A 24,635-nucleotide genomic window follows, 5' to 3' on the forward strand; every position below is an offset into this window, starting at 1 on the left:
CCGCAACGCGATTTCGGCCTGCCGAGTGGTGAGGAAGGGTGTAATAAGGAAGGGGTTGCGATTAAGCCCCAGACGGGCGGAAAAGGAGGGGAAGGGGGAAGGGAGAAGAAGGCACAAGGAGCAAGGGGCAAGGGAGAGAATACAATAATTACCTCTTTCCCGTCTGACCCATTCCCCATTCCCAATTCCCCATACATAATTCATCAACCTAGTGGATGACCTTTTAAGTTATCTCAGTTAAAAATGATTCATCTGTTTGATAGAGGGAGCAAATATATCCACTTGTGAATATGGAAAGAACCTTTAGAGGTGGATAAAAATGGCTAAGGCAAACCCAGTTGAAATGCAAAAACACTTAAAAGGTGTTGACTACCCTGCTGGAAAGAAAGACCTAATTAAGCACGCTAAAAAGCAAGGGGCAGATAAGGAGATTATTTCTCTGTTAGAGAAACTGCCAGATGATGAGGAGTTTGATAGCCCAGCCGATCTCAACAAAACTATAGGTGAGATAATGTAGGTTCTTGCTCTGGCGGGAAATAATCTCCTGATTTCCCGCCACTCTTACTTATTAAACGAATCGATTCAATTTGAATCGACTTCTCTAAGGCTTTTGCCATATCGTATAAAGTCAGCGCAGCCACAGAAACAGCAGTTAAGGCTTCCATCTCTACACCAGTTTCAGCTTTAGTTTTGACTGTGGCTTGAATTTGATAACCAGGTAGTTGCGGGTCGGGGATAATTTCGACTGCTATTTTTTGCAAAGGCAACGGATGACATAGAGGAATTAAAGCGGCTGTTTGCTTGGCTGCCATAATCCCAGCCAATCTTGCAGTTGCTAACACATCACCTTTTGGAACATTTCCGGCTTGAATAGCAGTAAAGGTTGTTGGCAACATTCGCACATTGGCAGCAGCTACTGCTTGACGGATGGTGGGTGCTTTATCAGACACATCTACCATTTGTGCCTGTCCGTGTTGATCTAGATGGGTTAAGCTGGCAAAATTAGATAGAAAATTATCTTGCGTCATTTAGTTGAACGTGTTAATATAGATTGTCGGTGAGGGCGTGTAGCTCAGTGGACTAGAGCACGTGGCTACGGACCACGGTGTCGGGGGTTCGAATCCCTCCTCGCCCGTTTTATGAGGCTAAGAGTCAAAAGTTAGGAGTGAGGAATTAAATTTCTTCACTCCTAACTTTTAAGTTTTTCAAGGCATAAGCATCTGGAGCTAGACCTAGTGCAAAGCGCAGGGAGTTGGATAGATTTTTGCTCGACTGGGTGACGAAGATAATAAGTGCAACAGCAGTGATCGCAGCACCGTAGCCAAACATATCGCGGTAGCCGACTTGTTCTGCGATGATGCCCAAAAGAGGAGCAGCGATCGCAATTCCTAGGTCAAGTCCAGCTATACATAGAGCAAAAATTTGCCCCCGTTCTTCTGGAAGTGAACGGTCTGCCATCATCACGATCATCATCGAGATTAGTGTACCACCACCAGCACCTTCAGCGATCGCAGCCAATAAGAAAACCATCGGGCTGTAAGCCTGCCACAGCAGTATTAACGCTAAAACATAACAAAAAATACCAAAGGTGATAAACAAACCACGACCAAAGCGATCGCTTGCCTTACCAGCAAATATCCTGATACTAAAACTAGAAATTGCCGCAGCTGTAAAAAACAGTCCGCCATTGAAGTCTACCTGACTGGATTTGAGGAACAACGAGACAAAGGTATGTACAGCACCGATGGACAAACCAACCAGCAACATCACTAGAGTTGGAACTTTCACCTGTGGACTGCTCAAAATTTGCCAATAATTGCGTAGGCGTAGCCCGTCGTAGACATCCTCTGCCTCCGTTTGCTCTTGTGTCTGCACTGGCGGATTCATAACTTGTACAATTACCAAGAGAGCGAAAAAACCCAATTCCGCAGATACCAGAAATAATATTCCGTAATCACTTGTAGCTTCTAAATAGCCACCCAAGGCAGGGCCAATTGCTAAACCAAGGGGAGTCCCTAGGGTCATGTAACCAATGATTTCGCCACGAGTTTCTGCGGGAGCTAAATCTGCGATTAAGGCACTGTAGCCAGTTGTAAAAGCAGCAACGCTAATACCGTGAAAAATCCGCACCAGGATCAACAGCCCAATTGATTGAGTTGCCAAGTAACCAAAAGGTGCGATCGCAGCTACTATCGTACCAATCAACAAGACAATTTTTCGACCACGTTCATCGGCTAACCGTCCCAGCATCGGGCGAAATAGCAATAACCCAATAGCAAAACTGCCCATCACAATCCCAATTTCTTGCTTGCTTGCGCCCACATCATCGATGTAAAGCGGTAAGGTTGGTAAGAGCGAAGACAAACTCGACCAGAATAATAAACCTGCTGTAAATAAAACCAGCAGGTTGCGCCGTAGTTCGGTGTCAAAAGTATTAAGTGCTTTCAAGGTAGATGCAATTTAATAAGTTGTTTGTCATTTGTCCTTTGTCCTTTGTTATTTGACCAATGACTAATGACTAATGACTAATCATTACTATTGTTACGTTACTTAACATTTTTTGCTACTACTTCTCGCACGCGATAGATAGGCCGTCCTTGGGATTCATGGTATGTACGCATGAGCAATTCTGCTAAAAGACCGAAGCAAAATAATTGCACCCCAGTTACTAGCAGGAGAACAGCTAAACTTAGCAAGGGGCGATTGCCAATCATCTCACCTAAAGCTAATTTGACGAAAGTTAAGTAAATTCCGATCGCTGTGCCTGAAACCATTGAAATCAAGCCCAACAGCCCAAAAACGTGCATTGGACGGGTGAGGAATTTTTTCATAAATAGAATGGTTAACAAATCCATCAACACCCGGAATGTCCGCCAAATCCCATACTTACTGCGACCAAAGCGACGGGCGTGATGACGCACGGGTATTTCAGTAATTCTAGCTCCTTCAATGTACGCCAAAGCGGGTAAAAATCGGTGTAGTTCGCCGTAGAGGTTCATATCTGCCAACAGTTCTGCACGATAGGCTTTCAGCGAACAGCCATAATCATGAATATTCACGCTAGTGGTGCGACGAATTAGCCAGTTAGCAATTTTGGAAGGAAGTAACCGATTTACAGCACCATCTTGGCGATTTTGCCGCCAACCACTCACTAAATCGTAACCTTCATCCAGCTTTGCCAATAACATAGGGATATCAGCCGGATCATTTTGGAGATCGGCATCTAAAGTAACGATCGCTTTTCCCACTGCATAATAAAATCCAGCAGCCATCGCCGCAGTTTGTCCGTAATTGCGACGCAAAATCACCGCCTTTAAATCAGTGCGGTTTTGCGCCTCTTTTTTCAAAAAACCCCCGGAACCATCTGTAGAACCATCATCCACACAGATGATTTCATAATTTACCTGACTAGAAGATAAAGTAGATGCGATCGCTTCTAATAAAAGTGGCAAACTTTCCACCTCATCATGTATCGGCACCACCACCGAAACATCTGGGACAATAGCCGAAATCGCCCCATTCTCCTCACTCAACCCTTGATAAACCTTCCCACTCCTCATAAGCCTCAGCGCCCTCAGCGTCTCTGTGGTTCGTAACTCTTAAAAACTCTACCAGCACCTCGCAGCTGCTGATAATACGACAGACTAACAGCATCTCCCTGTTCCGAGAGAATATCAATCCCAATTCCATCCCGTCCCTGATCTTTCCCAGAACTATGGATGTAATAACCATCCGCCAAATAAAGTGCGACATGGGTTGCTTTTTGGTTAGTTCCAAAAAATACCAGATCCCCGGCTGCTAGTTCTGCAATAGTAATTGGTTGGGTGAATCCTTCCTGTTGATAGGCATCTCTAGGTAGCCAAATCCCCACTGAAGCAAACGCCGCCTGCATCAACCCAGAACAGTCATAATTTGGCCCAACCGTACCACCCCAAAGGTAATAATTTGATTGTTGCATCGCTTTTTGGCTAAAGGCGATGACCTCTGCGAGGTGTTTCTTAATTTCAGATTCAGAAAATGTTGCAGCCTGATAAGGTACAGTAGCAGGTTGTAATGAATCAAAATCTGAAAGAGATACCCATCCCGGATAGTCATCTTCACACAAATACACCTCGATCGCTAAATTTTGACGATTTGATGTTACCCACAAATGCCTCCCAGATGCAGATTGAGTTGCTAAACGTGTACATTCAGGAGAATCATATAAATTTAGGTCAGCTAAACACTGATACTCCCCTAATTTTGGATTTTGGACTTCGGATTTTAGATTAAAGGACATTATTTAGAGAATGATTTTTTTTAATAAAGACGAACAACTCGAAAATATTGGTAATGGCATTTTAGATGCAACTTGGGCAGCATTTCCGACTTTAGCCCGGAATCAAATTGCCTTGACTTGGGTTGTTTACGATCCACCAGTGCGAGTAAATACTGGTGGGGCGCTGACTCCCAACGCTTTTTGGGATCATCCAGTCCGTGGTTTTACTTATCGCGGTGTAGAACGAATTTATCCTGCCAGTGTAGTCAAGCTATTTTACCTGGTGGCGGTAAATGAATGGCTAGAAAAAGGCATGACTCAAACCTCCAAAGAGTTGGAACGCGCTTTGCGGGATATGATTGTCGATTCTAGTAACGATGCTACCAGCTTGGTTGTGGATATTTTAAGTGGTACTACATCCGGGCCAGAATTACCAACCGGGCCCTTTGAAACCTGGAAATATCAGCGTAATATTGTTAACCGCTATTATCAATCTTTGGGTTGGGAAGAAATGGAGACGATTAACGTCTGTCAAAAAACTTGGAGTGAGGGCCCTTATGGACGAGAACGGGCATTTGTGGGAGAGTTACTAGAAAATCGCAATATGTTGACCACAAATGCGATCGCTAGGTTACTGCATAGTATTGTAGGTGGAGTTGCGGTTTCCAGTGCGCGATCGCAAGCTATGATGGCTTTACTCAAACGTCCTCTCAACGATTTGCCCACTGACAGAGAGGAAGATCAGGTAACAGGTTTCTTAGGTGGTGGAATTCCTGAAAATGCTCAAATTTGGTCAAAGGCAGGTTGGACAAGTCAAGTTCACCATGATGCCGCGTATATTGAATTACCAGAACAGCGCCCTTACCTATTAGTGGTATTTACTGAAGGGAAAGCCCAAGCTAAGAGTCGAGATATTTTACCCTTCGTTTCTAAACTAGTTGCCGATGCGATTAGCAGCTTATAATCCAATGGCATAGATTAATAACTCCTTTCTTCTCTCTGTGTTCTCTGCGCCTCTGCGGTTCGTTAAAAAAATTGACTTTAATAAAAAGTTAGTCATAACTGAACCGTATTAGTTTATAGCAATCCTTAATCATTTGCAAACAACAAGATCCCCGACTTATCAAATAAGTTGGGGAGCTAAATCCGCCAATTTTCACAAATCAAATAGGATTGCTATAGTTCAACTTAAATTCATCAAATTTCAATACTTCCGAATCAGGTTTACGAGTGTCAAAGCAATAACTACTTATCGTACCTGTCCCCGTATCAAAAATACTAAAGATCGTAATATCATTACTCGAAATATAAGGTATCGGCTTACCATCTTCACCCAACAAAGGGGCAATTGTGGGCACTATTGGTTCCAAACCATTGGGATCGCCAAGCTTAACATAATCCTCTTGATATCCAATTGGCACTTCTCGCTTTCTGTCACCCCAAGCAGCGCCGTAAGTATTGCCAACATTAGATGTTTCTAGAAAGTGCATTCCACTGGGACTAACAAAACGATTCCACAAATGAGAATGCCCATAGAATACCAATTGCACATTAGCCGCTTCTAATAAAGGCATAACATCGCGGATAATATAATCTGCATCTTTGGGGTATTCGTAACGCACAGCTTTGATATTATCCCCATCCCGTTCAATTATTGGAACAGGTTCTGTATAAGCAGGAACAATATTATCACCCAGAGTATGGGGAGGATGATGGAACATCACAACTTTGTATTTTGCTTGTTTAAATTCAGGGCTGTTGAGTTCTCCTTCTAACCAATTATATTGCTTGCTGCCTTTAGCAATTGGCTCATAAATTAGCTGTCCATAACCCCAATTTTCAGGATTATTTAAATCTTTTTCAGCTTCCTGATATCTACCCCTGCGCTTTTTATCTAAGCTAGGAGTCCGCCACATATTCGTAGAGTACAGTACCACTAAACGTACATCACCAAAACTGACTGCATAATACCTTTTTCCACCCTCTTTAGTTTTTGGTAAAGAGAAAATTTCTTCGTAAGTCTTAGTATTAAAAGAATTATCGATTAAAGATTTGTCTCGGTAGATTTTTTGAGCAACGACACGGGGAATTGTATCATCAAATTCATCATTTAAACTTCCCATCCTGGCAAATCGCCCCATCACCTCATGATTACCAATACAAGTAAACATGGGTGCGTGTTGAATTATTTGTCCACCAGTATAGGTTGTCTTAATGTTGTTGTGCGTCATTTCATAAGTAGCACGACCTTGTAAGCCGGGAAACAACGCACCACCACTATTATCATCAAACCATTCTGAGGCGCGATCGCTAATATTAACTAAATCACCAGCAAACCACACCCCATCAACTCGTCCAACTGTTTCTACCACCTTTTGCAGATTTGCTGCTGTCATCGGCTTTAATTGATGATCTGAGGTAAGTAAAATTTTTAGTGGTGTATCTGGTTTGGGAGTAGCTGCAAGGGTAAAAACATCACTGTTAATACTCTCGCCGTCTTCTCGCACACTCGTAACCCGATAGTTTAACCGCACACCAGGAGTTAACCCACCTACCTCAGCCTCATGTCGCCAAATGTCGCGCTGGACTGGTTTTTGATAAACTTCACCGTCTTTAGTTTGGCTTCCAACTCTTGATTGCTGATCTTCACGAGTGCGACTGAGTTTGGTAGTATTTGCCTTAGCGGTTAGTTTGAGATTTTCACCATAAGTTACTGTGTGCTTAACACCAGGAAACTCAGTAAACCAAACTACTTGCACTGAGGTTTCAGTTGGTAGTTGTAAAAATGGATCGGTGAGTAGTTGGGGTGCTGATGTCATAATTGTTTGCCCAAATGAACGCACGCTTACCAGAGTAAAACATATAACAAGCGCAAGCATAGCCACTAAGGAAATTTTACGGCTGTGTAACCGTCTGCTCATGAGTAACATCCCAAATTTTTAGAGTATTCACCGACTGAACGCAAGCTTCGGTCGTTTTGATAATAAGCCGTGGAGAAATTGAAGTCATTAGTACCAATGACCAATGACCAAGGACAAATGACCAATGACTAATGACCAAGGACAAATGACTATTAACTAAATGGTTTCCAACCTGCTAGCAAATTCGGGTAAGCTACAGGTGTGGGGAAAATCTTCTGGAAGCCAGTTTGACGTTCTTGTGGCTTTTCTTTGCCCATATTCCAGAGGGATTCATAGAAAAAGAAGGAGACTCCAGCAAAATTGCGATCGCGGACTTTTTGCACTTGTGTCTGAATCTGTTGCATCGGCACAGATCGGTTTTTTAACCCAGCCAAAATGCCCACACTCACTGGAATATGGCTCTTTGCCGCTTTCACTTCTGGATATTCTAATTCGTTAACAAAAACATTCAAATCATCACGATATATCTGCAAAACTAAGTCTTCAATGATTCCCAGCCGTTCCCACTTTTGCCAGTCCGCTAAAAAGAACTCGTAGGAAAAACGTTGAGGATTGGGTGCAATGGAAACTAGGCAATCTTTTTTAGTAGCTTTGATGGTTTTGAATACCCGTTTCATAAACTCGGTGATTTTGTTAGCTCTCCAACGCACCCATTCTGGATCTTTAAAATTTTTGGAGGGAGCTTTACCACGGTGTTCTTTTTTGTAAAGTGCCACTGTGTAAGCATCGTAACCTAGTTCTGATGGTAAGCCAAAATGGTCATCAAATTGAATGCCGTCAATATTGTAGTTTCTGACAATTTCAACGATTAAATCTTGGATAAATTGTTGTACTTCTGGGCGAAAGGGATTTAGCCAAACCCGGTTATGCGTGCCTTCTTTGACAATCCGAGTCCCGTCGCTGCGGCTAGTAAGCCATTGGGGACGATTTTTAGCTAAGAGAGAGTCGGCTGGTGCCATGAAGCCAAATTCAAACCAGGGAATGACTGTTAGCCCTTTTTGATGTCCCACATCAACAATTTCTTTGAGGATATCTCGCCCTTGCAATCCGCGTGTGGGATCGAGCGATCGCCCAATTATTTTTTGGGCAACTTTGCTGGGATACAAAGTATATCCCCAATTCCAAACCGCCGGATAGATGGTGTTAAAATTGAGTTCATCAAGACGTTGCAAAGATCCCTTAAGGCGATCGCGCTCAAATAACACATCACTATCAATATTTGTTAACCACACCCCCCTTAACTCGGATGCTGGCTTTGGCGGTAGATTAATTTGAGCGTTCAATGGGAACGATAGCATCACCGTAGCTACCACACTCAAGGTAACGATAACGGCAAATAACCCCGACTTTCTGCTTTGGCGGATATTCCACCAAGAATGAAACTCAACACACCACTTGAGAAACCTTTTCATCATTTGCTAGAGATATCATCAAATTATGAACAATCAGCATAAATAGCGATCGTTTCGATTGTAAGCGCTAAAACAATCGCTATTTAATTACATTGCTGAGGTTTATCATTTATTGGGCGCTGGCTACGAGTTGATTCCAGGCTTTGACTGCTGCTTGTAAATTCGTTGGCAGGTTATTTCGAGAAATATCATTGTACTGAACTGTACCCTTTTGGCTGGTAAGAGTGAAGGTGATATAATCAGCAGCACCACTAGGGGCTGGGTAACTGAGATTTTGGAATTTACTAAAATTAGAGCGTTCCAAATACCTCTGAAATTGTTGCACCTGTTGCACAGAAACGCTGCGAACACTGCGTTCCGAATCATTGGCATCACCAATCCGCACGCGAATCAATCGCCCATCTTTGAGTAAGACAGTTTGGTAGGTTCTGCCAGCAAAACCGCCACTGGAGATTTGCCGAAATACTATATCTCGATCTAACGGTGGTGGTAACTCGCTGGCTGGAATTTGCACAGGGGCAAGTGTACCTTCGTTAGCCTTTTGGTTCAGTCTGACTGCGGAACCTGTTTGATTAGTATGATAAACCAAGGTTTGGTCAACCGCACCAACAACTACTCGCCAGCCTGATACCAAAGCTTGGGTACAGAATTCATCAGCATTAGCTAATTCTAAACAGCTATCTCTCCAAGTTTGCGATTGAGCTTGAATAATGGTTAGCTGAGAAATCGGCTGCTGCAAACGTCTGGATGCAGCTTGCAAAACAGCATTTTTTACAGACGCAGGTAATTGATCTGGCAGATTGTTAGAAGGAGTATTTGCCGAAGCTAAACGTAGCGATCGCCCATTGTTATTGGTATGATAAACCCAATTTTGTTTGCCATTAGACACCACAATCCGCCAACCAGGAACTAACGCTTGGGTGCAGATTTCATCCGATTGGGGCAGTTCTAAGCAACCATTGCGCCAAGTCTGTTGACTATAATCAATAATTTGCAGTTGGCTAGTAAAAATTCCCTGTTTGCGGGCTAAATCTCGCAGTACCGCCTTAGCTACTGGACGTGGCAAGCGATTTGGTTTAATATTATCCTTAAGGACTTCATTGTTTGTTTCTAACGAGAAGTTAGCAGAAGCGCCCGTCGCATCTTTGATAAGCGTTAAACTGCTAGTTACAGACAAAATTCCAGTCAAAATCAAAGCAGTAAAAATTCGTGCTTGATTGGTGTTAAGGTATTTTTTCAGCATGGTTTTCATCGTAATATAGCGATGTTACTCAAGAGTTATAGAACTAGGAAATAGTATCCAACCACATGTAGGCAATAAAATATATAATTCCAGTACTTCACCAGTTGGAATTAATCTAGTATATTTGTCCTGAAACAGATATAAATACAGACGCTGATGTACTAATTGTTTGTTCCTTATACAAATTCTGGGTGAAAATTGCACTCAATCAAAACGCCCTATATACATCCCAGATGTTGGGTTGCGTTTCACTCCACCCAACCTACATAAATATATCTTTTAAAAAACTCTAGGTTTCAACATAGACGAGGTTTACACCAGATCCTCAGATTACAGAAAGATGGAAGCAAGATTTTCTATATCCTATGAGAAGTCAGGGTAAGCGAAGGTTAAATAAAAGTAATTTTAGAAAAAAATTTTGCTCGGCTCAACCTAGCATCTACAATATTTTGAGTAATCTCAGCAATTTTAGGCGCTGATGGCTCGTTGTTCTGATTCAACTAACTGATTGTGAGGTACATCAAATCTAATAGTACTTGCTGCCCAGTCTTTAAAATCTGGTGCTAACCAGACTAGCTTGCGTAGAATTTCATCATTAACCCACAACATCAAGGGAAACCGAAACTGTTTCCGAAACTCATTTCGCATCATGTTAGTACTGAGGATTAGTTGGTTGATTTCCACTACGGATTCTAAACCCCGTACCATCAAAGCTTCGGGTTGAGTAGTACCAATTGCACTGCTAATAGCTGTATACAATGTGTCAGTCGCAGGTGAGAGCAAGATTTCGTGGATATCTATTGATGAAAATTCTGTTAACAGATTCAGCACTTGCTGCTGTCTTTCAACACTGTTACAACAAGCTAATATCAGTGCAAATTCCCCATCAGAAACCATCATTGCTCTTGCAAGCCTCTTAGTGGATGCTGTGCTGTTAACTGTGTCTTTTTCTGAATTATTTAAGCTGAACATTAAAAAATCCTGCTTTTAATTTTAAAAATATCTGAGCAATATTCAGTTATTCTACCCTATGTATTTTTATGCAAAAGTGTTAAGCGGGTAATTTATGATAAGTTTTTCTCTTAAACGGACTATATTACTACGGATTGCCTAACAAAAGAGGATATTCTGTATTATTCCACAATTATACTTAAGGAATAATGTAAAGGTAGTATTAAAATCACGTAAGCAAAAGATAACGCAAGTAAAAGGAAGTTAGGAAAAAATTAACAATTTAATTACACTATATTTTTATAGATTTTGGCATCTACCATTGGTTAAGTAATTAATTCTTATATTAAGTTAAAAAAATATTCAGTATTAGTTTAACAACAAATATTGACAACTGGGAAAAAACTCAATTCATCCTTTTGATAGAACTGTGGCTCAAAGATTTCTCGTTATTCAGAGGATACGGAATTTTTAGCTTTATTAAGATTAGTTAAGAATACCTGAAAGATAACAATTCATGCAATTCAGACAAATCTCAAAGGGAAATACAACACGCTGAGTTTATTACGCATTATCAACAACAGGCGGTGTCTACGACGAGCTACGCTAACGCACGCCCTTGAGATGAATAAGACTGAGAATCTTCTACCCACCAAATAAACGCCCCCAAAAACCCTTCTTCTCATTTCTATAAATCTCTAAGTTTTTACGAAAAATAGTACTACTAGGGTTAAGGCGAACAGCTATTTCCAGTTCGGCGATCGCTTCTGACAACTTCCCTTGATCGTGCAGCGCACTCCCCAGGTTATAGTGAGCGATTATAGAGTTAGGGTCAAGACGGAGGGCTGCTTTGTACTTGACGGCTGCTTCCTCGAACTTTTTAGCTTCGCGCAAACGATCCGCTTCGTTTATCAAGCTTGTGACTTGATATTGACGTTCTTCTAGTTTTGGTGTTGTCTGTTTTGGGGGTGAGGAATTCGAGTATAGAGGATATGTCAGGCTGGCTGGTTTAAAAGACAACTACAATAGTTTTTGCTCGATTTCCTCAAGCTGTCGATCTAATCTATTTTGTTCTGTTTTGGTTTCCTGAATTTGCACTTCTAGCTTCAGCTTTGTAGATACATCCGTTTCAATGGCGTATGCTTTACCCAGCAGTCCCAATTTTTTGCTCACGAGGTCATACTGTTCTTGCACTGAATCCCGTTCTTGCTCCCATCGCCGACGCTGGCGCTCAGTTAATACCCCACTTGTTCCAGAAGGGCTGGAAGTTGCAGGTGTAGTATTTTTAGCAGGAGTTGAGGAAGAAGTGTTTGATTTCGCCATTTCTTCAACTACTCTGCGAATCCCTTGAGCGACATTTAAAAAAGCCTCATCTTGGTCTTGCCAGGTTGTGACAGGTTTAGCATTTTTAGGCAGTGCTTGCAGTTTACCAAAAGGTGCGCCATTCCAGTCTGCCGGCTTCAGAATAATCGGAATTACACGAGCTTCCCGTGTTTCATGTCGCTCCATTGCCCGTGTCATTTCTTTGTCGTAGCAGTAATCTGAAGCCAGAAAGTTAGCACTCACTAGCAGCAGAATGATATCTGCAATATCAAGATTATCATCTATCTCATTAGCCCATTCTCTACCAGCACTGATTTCGCGATCGTGCCAAGCTTGGATAACTCCCTGACGTTTCATCATGCTCAAATGAGTTGCCAATTCGTCACGCAAGGCTTCATCTTTGTGGGAGTAGGAAAAGAATACTTTAACTGCATTAGACATAATTCTTGGTTCAATATCATCACATTACTGTACATGAATATACGGTTGAACTTTTCAACGATAAAAGCCCAAACAAAGAATTATGATTAATACCCTGTAATTAAATTCACAGATCCCCAAGTTTTCAAAGAAGTCGGGGATCTTATCTCTCACGAATTATTAAGTAAGGCTAGATCAAAGCAAAAAATTTTGCGATCGCTATTCGCCAATTTTCAAAGCAAATAAAGCGATCGCCAAGCTATATATATAACTGAGATTACACGATCTAAAATTTCGAACTGAGATTACACGATCTAAAATTTCGAATAGTGTTGCAATGCCAGCCTTGCTGCACCCACGATCCCAGCAAAATTGCCTAACTCTGCTGGCAAAATCTGTAAACCATCTCGTGATAAAGGCTGCACCCGCTTCTCAATTTCTGCCTTCACTGCTGGTAAGAAAAACTCAAAGCTGCCACTGATGCCGCCACCAATGACGATCGCTTGCGGTGTGAGTACATAAATCAAACTCGTCAAGCCAATTCCTAAATTCCTACCATACTCTTGCCAAAAAGTCAATGCTGCGGCTTCTCCTTGTTGAGCAAGAACACCTAATTCGATGGGTTCCTTGAGAGTGCGGCGGCGAATGGCAGTAGCAGAGGCATGTTGTTCTAAAGAACCTTGATTGCCACTATTACAAATTGGCCCATCAGGATTTAATGAAATTAAACCCAATTCCCCAGCGGCTCCCTGATGTCCAACAAATAGTTTGCCATCAAGGATAATTGCGCCACCAACCCCAGTTCCTAAAGTTAGGAGAATCAGATTTTGAAATTGGCGACCGGCTCCCAGCCAAGCTTCTCCCAAAAGAGCGCAGTTGGCATCGTTAGCGATCGCAGTAGGTTTGCCAGTTTTAGCTTCTAACCAGTCTGCTAAAGGCACATCGATCCATCCAGGTAAGTTAATGGCGATTTTAGCGATGCGTCCTGCTGCATCGGAGGGACCAGGAGTCCCAACACCAATAGCAAAAGTTTCATTATTTGAATCAATTTGCGCGATCGCATCTACCAGCACCGCCAGCACGGCCTCCGGCGTTGTCGGCTGGGGAGCCGCCATAGTCAAAGATTGCAGACAAGTTCCATCGGCTGTAAACCGCCCCAGCTTAATTGCTGTTCCCCCCACATCAATGCCAATTACTTGAATTTTGTCATTTGTCATTTGTCATTTGTCATTTGTGATTGGGCATCCCTTCTCTGCGAGACGCTACGCGAACGGCTTCGCTCAGGGCAAGTGGGCATGGGGCATTGGTGAACAGTTATTCCCTATTCCCTATTATTGGGCGCGAGTTGTTTTCATCCTCGATCTGTTCGCGCAGTGTCTTTGCTTGGGAGAAGACGCGCAGCTTTCAACTCTGATTTTTGTAAATTAGCAAAAGTCGTGCTGCGGAAACTCGATTGCTCTTGCCAACCTGTAACTGGCGCACCTCTTAAGATGCCAGCAAGGGCAACAGAAAGGATAAACCCGCCAGTAGCGGCGGCAATTAACGTCAGGTTATCTTTCACACAAATCTCTCCAGTTATCAATTACTAGTTATTAATGATTAGCCCGTTGACTGATAAGTGTCCACTGTTTACTAACTATTTTCGGATTCTATTTTCTCTCCGTAATCGGGGATTGACAAATTCGTTTAACCCCTCACCAAGTAGTGATAACCCTACTACCATGAATGTCATGGTCAAACCAGGAAAAAGTGTAGTCCACCAAATGCCAGTAGGTAGAGCTTCTAGAGCTTGTTTTAAATCATGTCCCCATTCTGGCACTTCTTCGGGAAGTCCTAGCCCCAAAAAGCCCAAACCTCCCAACACCAAAATTGCATCAGCAGCATTGAGTGTAAAGAGGACGGGTACGCTTTGAATAACGTTGAAAAATAGATAACGAGAAAGCACAACCCAAGTGGAAGCGCCCATTGCTTGAGCAGCTTCGATGAAGACTTCAGTTTTCACGCTCACAGTGTGGTTGCGAACAACGCGGTAATATTGGGGGATGTAGGCAATGCTAATAGCGATCGCTGCATTTAATATCCCACGCCCCACCACAAACGCTAGTGTCACAGACAGCAGTAGCCCCGGTAAAGTGTAGATGCTATCCATCAAAAACAGCAACACTTTATCCAATTTACCGCCGAGATAACCACTCAGCATCCCCAGAGGCACACCGATAATCATACTCAGCGCTGTTGCCAAAATCACCACCTGCAAAGCAGCTTGAGCGCCGAATAATGTCCGCGAGAAGACATCATAACCCAGGCGACTAGTGCCAAACCAATGTTTAGCTGAGGGTGGCTCGTGAATTGGATTAGAGAGAAAATCTTTCGGGTTTTGCAGCCATCCCCAAGCCTGGAATAGGGGAGCGAAGAATGCCAGGAAGATGAAAAATAGGGTGATGGCTAACCCAATGAGCATGAGTTTTTGGGAAAGATTGGAACTTTTCCCAAACTGTAAAAATGTCGGTAGTCGCCGTTTTGTAATGGCCATGTGCGATCGCCTGGATCAAAGCTTGATACGCTGACCATTTTACATATTAGGGAGTGGGTATTGGGAACTGGGGACTGGCTATTGGGTATTAGCAGTTAAAAGAATTATTTCCCAGTCCCCAGTCCCCAGTCCCCAGTCCCTAAAGATTACTTTCAATTAACTGGCGATATTCGGTTTTCTGCTTCACGCCTTTAACTTCCTTCACCAGTTCCTTGTTTTTGAACAATTGAACCGTTGGCGTTCCTGTTACACCAGCATTTTCAGCAATATCTCGGTCTTTGTCGATGTCAATTTCTACAAAGTGAATTTTGCTGTCAAATTCATCCACCACTTTATTTAAAATTGGCTTCAGGGTATGACAAGGGCCACAACCAGGTGAGACGTATTTAACAAGGAGTAAGCGATCGCTTTCATGGAACAATTTCCGTAAAGCATAACCTCCCTCATGGCGCGTTTCATTCAAATTAAATCCAGCTTCTTCCTCAGCTTCAGTCTTTTTGGCTGGCTGATGCTCTAATTCATTGTCTGCTATTTCTGGCTGTTGATGGAATTCTTGAATCAAGCCACTGGATGACAACCAACGTTCTGCTAACATCGCCGCCATACAGCCAGTACCCGCAGCTGTAATTGCTTGGCGAAACTCATGATCTTGCACGTCGCCGGCTGCAAAAACACCCTCTACACTAGTTTCTACAGAACCGGGTTTAGTGACAACGTAACCTACCTCATCCAGTTCTAACTGACCTTTGAATAGAGAAGTGTTGGGACTGTGACCAACGGCGTAGAATAAACCCTTAGCGTGCAGTTGGCTTTCTTCACCAGTTTTAGTATTGCGGATTTTCACCCCTTCCATGTGACCATTGCCGAAGATATCCACGGCTTCTGTGTTCCAATGCACCTGGATTTTTGGGTTACTCAAAACCCTGTCTTGCATGGCTTTAGAAGCCCGCATTTTATCGGTGCGTACTAGCATATTTACCTTAGATCCGTATTTTGTGAGGTAAATTGACTCTTCCGCGGCCGAGTCGCCAGCACCAATTACAGCCAATTCTGCACCGTGAAAAATTGGTGTTGCACCATCGCAAATTGCACAAGCGGAAATACCCCGACTCCAAAATTCATGTTCGCTGGGTAAGCCTAAACGTTTTGCTGTCGCACCCGTAGCAATGACGATGCTATTGGTTTTAATTTCCCTTTCTTGCGATCGCACTGTAAATGGACGCTGGCTCAAGTCAACTGAGATAACATCTTCAGTATATAGTTCCGCTCCCCAGCGCTCCGCCTGCGCCTTCATCTGATCCATGAGTTCCGGCCCGGTAATCCCTTTGGGAAACCCTGGAAAGTTCTCGACTTCCGTTGTTGTCATTAATTGGCCACCAGGTAAACCCCCGGCTTGGAAACCTTCAAATACAACGGGTTTAAGGTTAGCACGTCCGGCATAAATGGCAGATGTGTACCCTGCTGGCCCAGAACCGATAATTACTAAGTTTTCTACAGTTGTGTTAGCCATGAAAATATACGAACTCATAACGACTACGTTTAATATAGCATAACAAATTGTGATTGGCTATGTCAGATGGTAAGCGATGTTTGCGACGGGCTACGCCTACGCAAAATGCCTACAGTACTCATCCTTTTAACCGCTAGGGCTATTGTTGAAGGTATTTCTTGATTCTAGTAATTCTGCTATTTCTTGAATGCTCATAACTTTTTCAATGCCAGGGGCTTAGTGATGCTTGCATCATTTGGGATACAAGAATTCTGGATTGTGTAACCGGATCTCCCCAAACTTTTTTTCTGAAGGTGATAGGAAAGCGATCGCAGTTGGGTAAGTTATATCTAGAACACACCAGCACTTCCTACCCCAGGGTAAACACTTATGAAGACCGAACTAAAAGCCAAATTTCTTCAACACATCCTCAACAAGAAGAAAGAAAATGAGGGTTTTACACTCATTGAATTACTAGTAGTAATTATTATCATCGGTATTTTGTCTGCGATCGCATTGCCTTCTTTCTTGAACCAAGCTAACAAAGCCAAGCAGTCAGAAGCTAAAACTTACGTGGGTTCTATGAACCGCGCCCAACAAGCATTTTACTTAGAAAAAAATGCATTTGCGGCTCAAGCTGATATTGGTAACCTAGGTCTTGGTATTGCAACACAAACCACAAATTATAAATACTCAATTAGTGGTGGTGGTGCTAATAGTACCTTAGTAACCAACCAAGCAGCAACAGTAATTGATCTTGCGCCTCTCAAAACTTATATCGGCGGTGTGGGTGTGGTAACTCAAACTGGTACTGGTGAAGCTACTACTATAGCTACTTTGTGTGAAGCCGATAAAGCAAGAGTTAACAGTGGTGCAGTGGTAACTGACATTAGTGGTTTGGTTACTTGCCCCTCCAACTTCACTGCTTTGAAATAAGTAGAGAAGGTACTTACTACGTGAGAATATAGTTTGTCTTAGCCACTGCATACCAAAATTCATTTTTCATGTAGTTTGTATTGAACTAAATTAGGTTTTTCCAAGTGGGTAGATTATTCTATCCACTTTATTTCTGTTATCTGCCCATCCATTTTTTCTAAAAATTACAATGATTATTGATATATACAACTGGCAAAATCAGGCTGAAGAATACTTTATTGAAGAAAATTATCTGCAAGCAGCAAAATTATACGAACAAGCTATAAAAATAGAACCAAATACTATTTCCTATTACTGGCGATTAGGATTAATATTCCTATTGCAAGGGCAAGAAGAAGAAGCTCAAATGACTTGGATGTTGCCAATGACAGAGGCAGATGAAGAGCAGTTACCAACTTGGATAAATGAACTAGTTGAATCTTTACAAATAGAAGCTGAAAGACGCGAAACACGAGAGGAATATTCTATAGCCTGGTTAATTCGCCAGCATATACGAGAAATTAACCCTAGTTATATAAATAACTTGCTTCAAATTCTTATAGTTTCTATAAAGCTGCAAACTCTTGAACAAATTGATGATTTGAATGAGTGGGGATTAATTGAAAGCTTAAACGCTAAAGACAATGTAGAGATAAATACCGAATTATTAATCCAAGTTTTAAAAGAATTTTTGAATACTGTTCCTTTACATCAAATTACTCTAAATTTAATAAAAGCTAGTCTTCCTTATTTTTCTGATACTCATCAATGCTTCTCTATACTGCTTCCTGCTGCTCTGAAAATTGGTCATACTTTGCGGCAGCCTTTACTAGCAGTATCTCTGCTAGAATTGTATTTACAATTAGAACCAGATAATGTAGAAATTTTACGGCACTTAGCGACTTTTTATCAGGATGCTGGTAACTATTCTCAAGGAATAGACACAGCTAGGTTATGTTATTCTTTATCAGAAGGTTTGGCTGATAAAATTTTTGCGATCCATCTGCTGTTAAGGGGTCTAATGTCAGCAGGGGGATATTGGCAAGAGATATGTACAACTTGTCAAGAATTAGAAACTGTATATAAACACTTTATTGAAGCACAACCAATTCTTTTAGAAGAAGCAAGAATATTACGGTTACTTACACCAGCTTTTGCGATACCTCACATTAAAGATGCTCCTGCTGAATTTAGAGGTATTTATAACAAAGTAGCTGATATTTTTAATAATGATCTTCAAGCTCTTGTCCAATCACAAGGAAAAAACTATCATCGCCAAGTTATCAAGAATCCTTCAAAAAAATTAAAAATTGGTTATGTATCTTACGCTTTAAGAAATCATTCCGTTGGTTGGCTAGCTCGCTGGTTATTTCAGCATCATGATCGAGATAAGTTTGATATTCATACTTATTTTGTTAACTACAAATTAGTAAACGACTATCTCCAAGAGTGGTATCTAAGTCAGGGAGGAAAAGCTCGCCAATTAGGTATGAATGGTTTAGAAATTGCTGACCAGATATATCAAGATGAAATTGATATTTTAGTTGACCTTGATAGCATCACTTTAGATATTACTAGTGAAGTGATGGCACTTAAGCCAGCCCCAATTCAAGTTACTTGGCTAGGGTGGGATGCATCAGGTATACCTGCAATTGATTACTTTATTGCAGACCCCTATGTACTGCCAGATGATGCACAAGATTACTATACAGAGAAAATCTGGCGATTACCTCAAACTTACATAGCAGTAGATGGTTTTGAAGTTGGTGTACCAACTCTCCGCCGCGATGACTTGGATATTCCTATGGATGCTGTTGTATATCTCAGCGCCCAAAGAGGATATAAACGCCATCCAGAAACGACAAAGTGGCAAATGCAAATTGTCAAACAAGTACCTAACAGCTACTTCTTGGTTAAAGGACTTGCTGAAGAGGAAACAATTAAACGCTTCTTTTACAAAATTGCCGAAGAAGAAGGTGTAGATTCTTCTCGGTTACGATTTTTGCCACTAGTTCATTCAGAGTCAGTTCATCGTGCTAATTTAGGCATTGCTGATATTGTATTAGATACATTTCCCTATAACGGAGCGACAACAACCTTAGAAACATTGTGGATGGGTATCCCCTTGGTGACGCGAGTTGGTGAACAATTTGCAGCACGTAATAGCTACACCATGATGATGAATGCAGGAATTACAGAAGGCATCGCCTGGACTGATGAAGAATATATTGAGTGGGGTGTGCGCTTGGGGAAAGATGAAGCTTTACGCCAGCAGGTGGCTTTGAAATTGAAGGCATCCCGGCAAACAGCACCGTTGTGGAATGGTAAGCAGTTTACCCGTGAGATGGAGAAGGCTTACGAGCAGATGTGGCAGAAGTATATTGATAAAAAATAAGCTCGTAGTGAGGGTTTTAACCCTCAAATTAAATATCAATAAGGGCTAGAACTTTGTCAAGGTAGTTTTGAGGGTTCGTAGTAAGCACTGAAGTGCTTACTACAAACTTTTTTATAAAAGGCTTCTTAAGATGCGCTAAAGCTATCTACATCGCAGAATGGGAGATTTTCTGCTTTTGCTTGTGCGATCGCAGATTGATTATCTGTTGCTAAAGCAATTCGAGTATGAATTCTAGGCAAAAGAGTTTTCCATTGTGTATGACTCATTTTACCTAGCAGAGAAATTTCTGGCCCCTCAGTTATATCTACATCATCTTCCATGAGCAAATTCATGGTCAAAGACGATAAAAGCATATCGGCTTCTTCGTCAGAAATATTTTGAGTATCTATCAAGAGAGTTAAGCAGCTTTTATCTGGGTGAGTTGTGAGACTAGAAATTACACTTGCTAAATCTTGGTATAGTAGGTCTTCTGGCTGTAACCAGTCTGGGAAAATAATTAGGTTAATATCTCCTAAGCGGAAATTTTGACTCAGAGTATCTGCAAGATATTTACTAAATAGTTCTTGGAAGAGACTACCTATCTTAGCTGAATAAGCGCGACTATCCAGAAAACTAGGATTACCTTGCATTTTTTCCTTGATTTCGGCGCTCTTTTGTTGACGTAATTTAGGGTTATTGCCAAGTGTGATCGCTAACTGTATATAAGAATCTTCACTATCGGCAACTAAATCAGGTATATCTAATGCTTGCACCATTGCAGAACCCATTGCAGAGCGAAAACTATTTCCCCGTCTAGCAATTACTGGTAAATTAACCTGTAATGGTTCTATCAAAGAAGTTGTTCCAGCAAATGGAAAAGAATCTAGATAAACATCGGCAATTTTGAAGTATTCTTTAACTTCTTCGCGGTTTGGCACTGGCTGAGGATCTAAGACTACCAGTTTGTCTACTGGTATCCCATACTTTGAAAATACTTTATTTAAGTGATTTACAAAAGCTTTCTTAGGATAACTGTTTGACCAATTCGGGCCAAATGGCAGAAGTACTAAAACGGAGTTTGGAACTCCAGAAATTATTTTTGCCCAAGTATTAATTAGTTCCGGGATGATTTTAAAGAAGTTAGCACCAGAGATAAAAATAACTGTTTCTTCAGATATACCCAAACTTTCTCGATCAACTTTGACAGTTATATTTTTTTCTTCATTACCATAACTAAAGCAATGAGCAGACCCTTCAAGTTTCACCAACTTTTCTTGATATTGCTGTTCTGCCGTTGGCGATGGATCGGTTAGCGTACCAGAAATGTAATAATCTATATGCCGCATTCCTGTTGTTACCACAGATCCACCACTTGTGATTTGTATTCTAGCTAAGCGATGCATTGATAAGAAGCCGATTTGATTTGTTACTGCCGTCACATTGGTAGCAATAAATAATATATCGAGATCATCAACACGAATAATATTTACCTGTTCTGCTAAATCTTGTGGCAGTAGTTTAAAAGAGTTGGCGCAGCTTTGGCAATATTGCTCTAGTTGATGACCAGTTTGGTTAAGAGAGTACAAGATTACTTCAAAATCTCTACTGATATATTCATAAACAGGAAGGTAAGCAAATGTTTCAGAACCAGGTAGAAAATGTGCAGCCAGGATACCCAAGCGAATTTTTTTTCTGGTTATAGGTCTATCAGAAAACTCGTAATCTACCTGATAACCCTTAAGCTTCAGTAAAAACTCTATAATCTCTCCACGTTTAATATAGATATCTTTAAGATTATGCTCATTAAAATATAGGGGGATAAAATTAGCAATGGGAGTAAAGTTATCAATTATTTCATGCCACAAGGGAGAATCAGGATTTTTTAGTATTGATGTGTGTAAGTAATCAATCCATCCCTGTATATAGTAATAGTAATTATCTGCATCACCCGGTTCTTGAAAATTGACTGGGGATGAAAACAGGAATTGCAGATAGTCTTTAAATAACCAACGAGGTATGCGAGAGAGATCACGCTGTAATGGTAACTGGTCAGCACGTCGATACAGCATAGCTGCTAGCAAATACTGAATTGCTTTTGGCTGCTCAAAACCTTGAGATATATTTTTAACAATATGATTAGTGAAAATTTCTTCTTCTTCACTTAGACTTTCAAATTTGATGCTACTATTCAGTAACATCTGATGTGTTTTACCTAGCAGACTCACGTACCTATCTTTTATATGTTCATCAGAAATATTTAGCCATTCTTCTGCTATTTGTTTTCGCAACTGACATAATTCAGTATTCTGGCCACTCAAAGCTGCGTATCTATGAAGAGCCTGTTGTCTCGTTGCTTGAGGATACCGTGTATCATTGTAAATTGTCTGAAACAGTTTTTGGTAATCTAATAAAATAGCATCCTTTAAAGCAAGATTTCGACGAGTTTGTTGTTGTGAATGTATCCTAAAATGAGATAAAACTTTGTCAACAAAACCAACTTTGTATTGGCTCATAATTCTGAGCCACATCTCAATATCTACAAGTTGACAAAATTCAGAATTAAATAATCCTACTTTTTCAAACACATCTTTTCTAATAAGGACTGTACTTGGTTCTCCAATTTTATTAATTGGATTATCGAGTAGATTTGGATCTAACAAAAGTTCCTGTCCTGATTGAATCAGCTTTAATGTTGACCAAGCTTTGTGTACATCCTTGGCTTCGTGATGCATTAAAAAGTTTGAATCATAGTTACTATCGCCAGTATTGCTAAAAATCGTTCTAGGTGAAAAAACCAAACCTATCTCTTCATCTTGTTCAGCCAAATTGACCATTTCTTCAATAGCATTTGGTTCTAAAAGATCATCTTGAAATAAAAACTTTATATATTTACCTTTAGCTTGAGAAATAGAAAAATTCCAATTATGAGCTAGTCCATATTGGCTATGTTCAAAAATTGAAAAATCAAAGGATAGTTTTTGGTTAAATGATTTAGCAACCTTAATTGTACTATCAGTAGAATTATCATCAGATAAGATAATTTCTATATTTGGATAGGTTTGGCATAATACACTATTAATAGCCTCTGCAATAAACCTTTCCCCATTGTAAGTAGGAATACAAATACTCACAAGAGGCTGAGGAAGTTCTTTTGGTTCTGTTTCAAGACCTTGACTATAATGTTGTCTTATTTTCTTATTTTCTGCTTGAATCTTAAGGTTTATGTTTCTAATTAAGTGAGGACTACAGCAAGGATCATATTCAAGGATTTTACCCCACTTTTCTTGCATGAACTTAACTGCTATTTCTTCAAGATATAAACGTTCTTCCTTGCCGATTTTAACTTCCCAACGGCTGAATTTATGGTGAACGAGCTTTACATGAGGAAGATAAATATTTTTATAGCCTTTCACTATCAGTTTTAAACACAAATCCACATCGTTGTAGACAATAGGTAATGTTTCATCAAATCCATCAACACTTTCAAACACGTCTCTACGACACATTAAACAATCTTCTGTAACGGCTGAGACGTTCTTAATCAATACTATACTAGCTAAGGTTTCGTATTCGTCTATTTTAGTAAGTCCTTTATAAATATGACTAGCAATGTTGCCTAAACCCAGTGCTAACCCTACATGTTGAATGGAGTTGTTAGAATCAATTAAAAATCCACTAACCGCACCAATACACTCTCTTTGAACTTGCTCAACCATTACATTGAGCCAATCTCCTTGAATAACCTGAATGTCACTATTCAGAAAAAATAAATAATCACCTTGCGCTTTTGTAACAGCATAATTATTTAGCTTTGAATAGTTCAATGGAATATTATGAGAGTAATACTTAAATCGATTAGGCTGTTGAACTTGCCACTTATCAATAATTTTTAATGTATCAGATATACTACCATTATCTATGACAATTACTTCATAGTTTGGATATAAAGTTTCTGCAAAAATTGATTCTAGGCATTGGTTAAATATGGAGCTAAAGTCTCTTGCTACAATAATAATACTAACTAGTTTATAAGAGTCTATTTCGTAACGAGCATGGTAATGCCCAGGAATATTAGAGTCTGGTAAAATTGTGCCTTTTTCGCCTCTTCTAGAAAGCGCATCTGTCAAAGCCTTAAATCCTGCTTCATAGGCATAAGATTTTGCAGTTGTAGAAGCAGATGTAGAACCAGAGTGAAGACGCCAATGATATAGAATTTTAGGTATATGAAATATTTTCTCTGTTTTCTCTGTCAATCTCAAAACCAAATCGTAATCTTGGCTTCCTTCGTAACCAACTCTAAAACCACCAATTTTGTTAATAAGAGATCGGCGATAAACACCAAGATGGCAAGTATACATCCGAGACAAAAATGAATCAGGACACCAATCTGGTTTATAAGTAGGGTAAATAAATTGGTTATTGTCATCAACTTTATCTTCATCTGAATAGATCATATCTGCATCTGGATGCTGATTGAGCAAAAGTGCTACTTCGTATAAGGCATCTGATGTTAATAAATCATCGTGATCAAAAAGTGCTATAAACTCTCCCGTTGCTATTTCTACAGCTGAATTAGAGGCACAAGAAATATGACCATTTTCATTTCTGAAGATAACTTTGATGCGGGAATCTATTTGAGAATACTCTTCTAATATTTTTCTAATATGAGGTTGGGTAGAAGCATCATCAGCAATACATAACTCCCAGTATGGATAAATCTGATTTAATACAGACTCAATGGCAGGTTTTAAGTATTGCTCAGGAGTATTAAAAACTGGAAATATAATACTAAAAAT

General features: G+C 40.6%; 20 protein-coding genes and 1 tRNA gene. 6 read left to right on the plus strand and 15 right to left on the minus strand.

Features of this window, described 5'->3' with window-relative positions; translation table 11 throughout:
- The coding region (locus tag GNF10_RS37965; RefSeq protein ID WP_221644657.1) for a hypothetical protein at positions 1 to 219 on the plus strand (219 nt) is incomplete at its 5' end.
- Positions 220 to 319: 100 nt separating this feature from the next.
- Positions 320 to 517 (plus strand): DUF2795 domain-containing protein, encoded by a 198-nt coding sequence (locus GNF10_RS22200; RefSeq protein WP_185581394.1) that lies wholly within the window; start codon positions 320 to 322, stop codon positions 515 to 517.
- Here the strand turns inward: GNF10_RS22200 and moaC are convergent.
- Positions 498 to 1,028 (minus strand): cyclic pyranopterin monophosphate synthase MoaC, encoded by a 531-nt coding sequence (moaC, locus tag GNF10_RS22205; protein WP_185581395.1) that lies wholly within the window; start codon positions 1,026 to 1,028, stop codon positions 498 to 500. The two genes, GNF10_RS22200 and moaC, sit on opposite strands and share 20 nt — an antisense overlap.
- Before the next feature lie 33 nt (positions 1,029 to 1,061).
- On the opposite strand from moaC, the gene GNF10_RS22210 reads away from it, so the two are divergent.
- Positions 1,062 to 1,135 (plus strand) — tRNA-Arg (locus GNF10_RS22210).
- A 38-nt stretch (positions 1,136 to 1,173) separates the two neighbouring features.
- Here the strand turns inward: GNF10_RS22210 and GNF10_RS22215 are convergent.
- The 3 genes from GNF10_RS22215 to GNF10_RS22225 all read right to left on the minus strand — a co-directional run bounded on the left by GNF10_RS22215 (position 1,174) and on the right by GNF10_RS22225 (position 4,279).
- On the minus strand, positions 1,174 to 2,448 hold the full coding sequence (locus GNF10_RS22215; RefSeq protein ID WP_185581396.1) for an MFS transporter: 1,275 nt from the start codon (positions 2,446 to 2,448) through the stop codon (positions 1,174 to 1,176).
- Positions 2,449 to 2,546: 98 nt separating this feature from the next.
- Positions 2,547 to 3,560 (minus strand): glycosyltransferase family 2 protein, encoded by a 1,014-nt coding sequence (locus GNF10_RS22220; RefSeq protein ID WP_185581397.1) that lies wholly within the window; start codon positions 3,558 to 3,560, stop codon positions 2,547 to 2,549.
- A gap of 14 nt (positions 3,561 to 3,574) precedes the next feature.
- Complete coding sequence (locus GNF10_RS22225; protein WP_185581398.1) at positions 3,575 to 4,279, minus strand: C40 family peptidase; 705 nt, start codon at positions 4,277 to 4,279, stop codon at positions 3,575 to 3,577.
- Positions 4,280 to 4,289: 10 nt separating this feature from the next.
- Here GNF10_RS22225 and GNF10_RS22230 point away from each other — a divergent pair, with 10 nt between their 5' ends.
- Positions 4,290 to 5,222, plus strand: a complete 933-nt coding sequence (locus GNF10_RS22230; RefSeq protein WP_114082023.1) for a serine hydrolase — start codon at positions 4,290 to 4,292, stop codon at positions 5,220 to 5,222.
- 199 nt (positions 5,223 to 5,421) lie between these two features.
- Here the strand turns inward: GNF10_RS22230 and GNF10_RS22235 are convergent, their stop codons facing one another.
- From GNF10_RS22235 to trxB, 10 genes are all read right to left on the minus strand, one after another.
- Positions 5,422 to 7,077 (minus strand): metallophosphoesterase family protein, encoded by a 1,656-nt coding sequence (locus GNF10_RS22235; RefSeq protein WP_260446058.1) that lies wholly within the window; start codon positions 7,075 to 7,077, stop codon positions 5,422 to 5,424.
- A gap of 254 nt (positions 7,078 to 7,331) precedes the next feature.
- Positions 7,332 to 8,591, minus strand: a complete 1,260-nt coding sequence (locus tag GNF10_RS22240) for a glycoside hydrolase family 10 protein (RefSeq protein ID WP_185581402.1) — start codon at positions 8,589 to 8,591, stop codon at positions 7,332 to 7,334.
- A gap of 109 nt (positions 8,592 to 8,700) precedes the next feature.
- A complete protein-coding gene (locus GNF10_RS22245) occupies positions 8,701 to 9,843 on the minus strand; it encodes a hypothetical protein (RefSeq protein ID WP_185581400.1) in 1,143 nt (380 codons plus the stop codon).
- Positions 9,844 to 10,302: 459 nt separating this feature from the next.
- Positions 10,303 to 10,806, minus strand: a complete 504-nt coding sequence (locus GNF10_RS22250) for a hypothetical protein (RefSeq protein ID WP_185581401.1) — start codon at positions 10,804 to 10,806, stop codon at positions 10,303 to 10,305.
- A 624-nt stretch (positions 10,807 to 11,430) separates the two neighbouring features.
- On the minus strand, positions 11,431 to 11,805 hold the full coding sequence (locus tag GNF10_RS22255; RefSeq protein ID WP_185584066.1) for a tetratricopeptide repeat protein: 375 nt from the start codon (positions 11,803 to 11,805) through the stop codon (positions 11,431 to 11,433).
- Complete coding sequence (locus GNF10_RS22260; protein WP_185584064.1) at positions 11,806 to 12,549, minus strand: toll/interleukin-1 receptor domain-containing protein; 744 nt, start codon at positions 12,547 to 12,549, stop codon at positions 11,806 to 11,808. It abuts the gene before it with no gap.
- A gap of 293 nt (positions 12,550 to 12,842) precedes the next feature.
- Entirely contained in the window at positions 12,843 to 13,745 is a 903-nt protein-coding gene (locus tag GNF10_RS22265) for an ROK family protein (RefSeq protein ID WP_185584062.1), read from the minus strand.
- A 134-nt stretch (positions 13,746 to 13,879) separates the two neighbouring features.
- Positions 13,880 to 14,089: a hypothetical protein gene (locus GNF10_RS22270; protein WP_185584060.1), complete on the minus strand. Its 210-nt coding sequence runs from the start codon at positions 14,087 to 14,089 to the stop codon at positions 13,880 to 13,882.
- A gap of 75 nt (positions 14,090 to 14,164) precedes the next feature.
- Positions 14,165 to 15,061, minus strand: a complete 897-nt coding sequence (locus GNF10_RS22275; protein WP_179075448.1) for an ABC transporter permease — start codon at positions 15,059 to 15,061, stop codon at positions 14,165 to 14,167.
- 139 nt (positions 15,062 to 15,200) lie between these two features.
- The gene (gene trxB, locus GNF10_RS22280) at positions 15,201 to 16,571 is read right to left on the minus strand and encodes a thioredoxin-disulfide reductase (RefSeq protein ID WP_185584057.1); all 1,371 of its coding nucleotides are present in this window, start codon (positions 16,569 to 16,571) and stop codon (positions 15,201 to 15,203) included.
- Positions 16,572 to 16,940: 369 nt separating this feature from the next.
- Between trxB and GNF10_RS22285 the strand changes: the two genes are divergently transcribed.
- Positions 16,941 to 17,486, plus strand: coding sequence for a type IV pilin-like G/H family protein (locus GNF10_RS22285; protein WP_185584055.1), 546 nt, complete (start codon positions 16,941 to 16,943; stop codon positions 17,484 to 17,486).
- Between the two features lie 169 nt (positions 17,487 to 17,655).
- On the plus strand, positions 17,656 to 19,860 hold the full coding sequence (locus tag GNF10_RS22290) for a tetratricopeptide repeat protein (RefSeq protein ID WP_185592343.1): 2,205 nt from the start codon (positions 17,656 to 17,658) through the stop codon (positions 19,858 to 19,860).
- A gap of 125 nt (positions 19,861 to 19,985) precedes the next feature.
- Here the strand turns inward: GNF10_RS22290 and GNF10_RS22295 are convergent.
- On the minus strand, positions 19,986 to 24,635 hold a 4,650-nt coding region (locus tag GNF10_RS22295; protein ID WP_221644658.1), incomplete at its 5' end, for a glycosyltransferase.

Origin of the sequence: Nostoc sp. UCD121, from assembly GCF_014222285.1 — a bacterium.
GTDB lineage: Bacteria > Cyanobacteriota > Cyanobacteriia > Cyanobacteriales > Nostocaceae > Nostoc.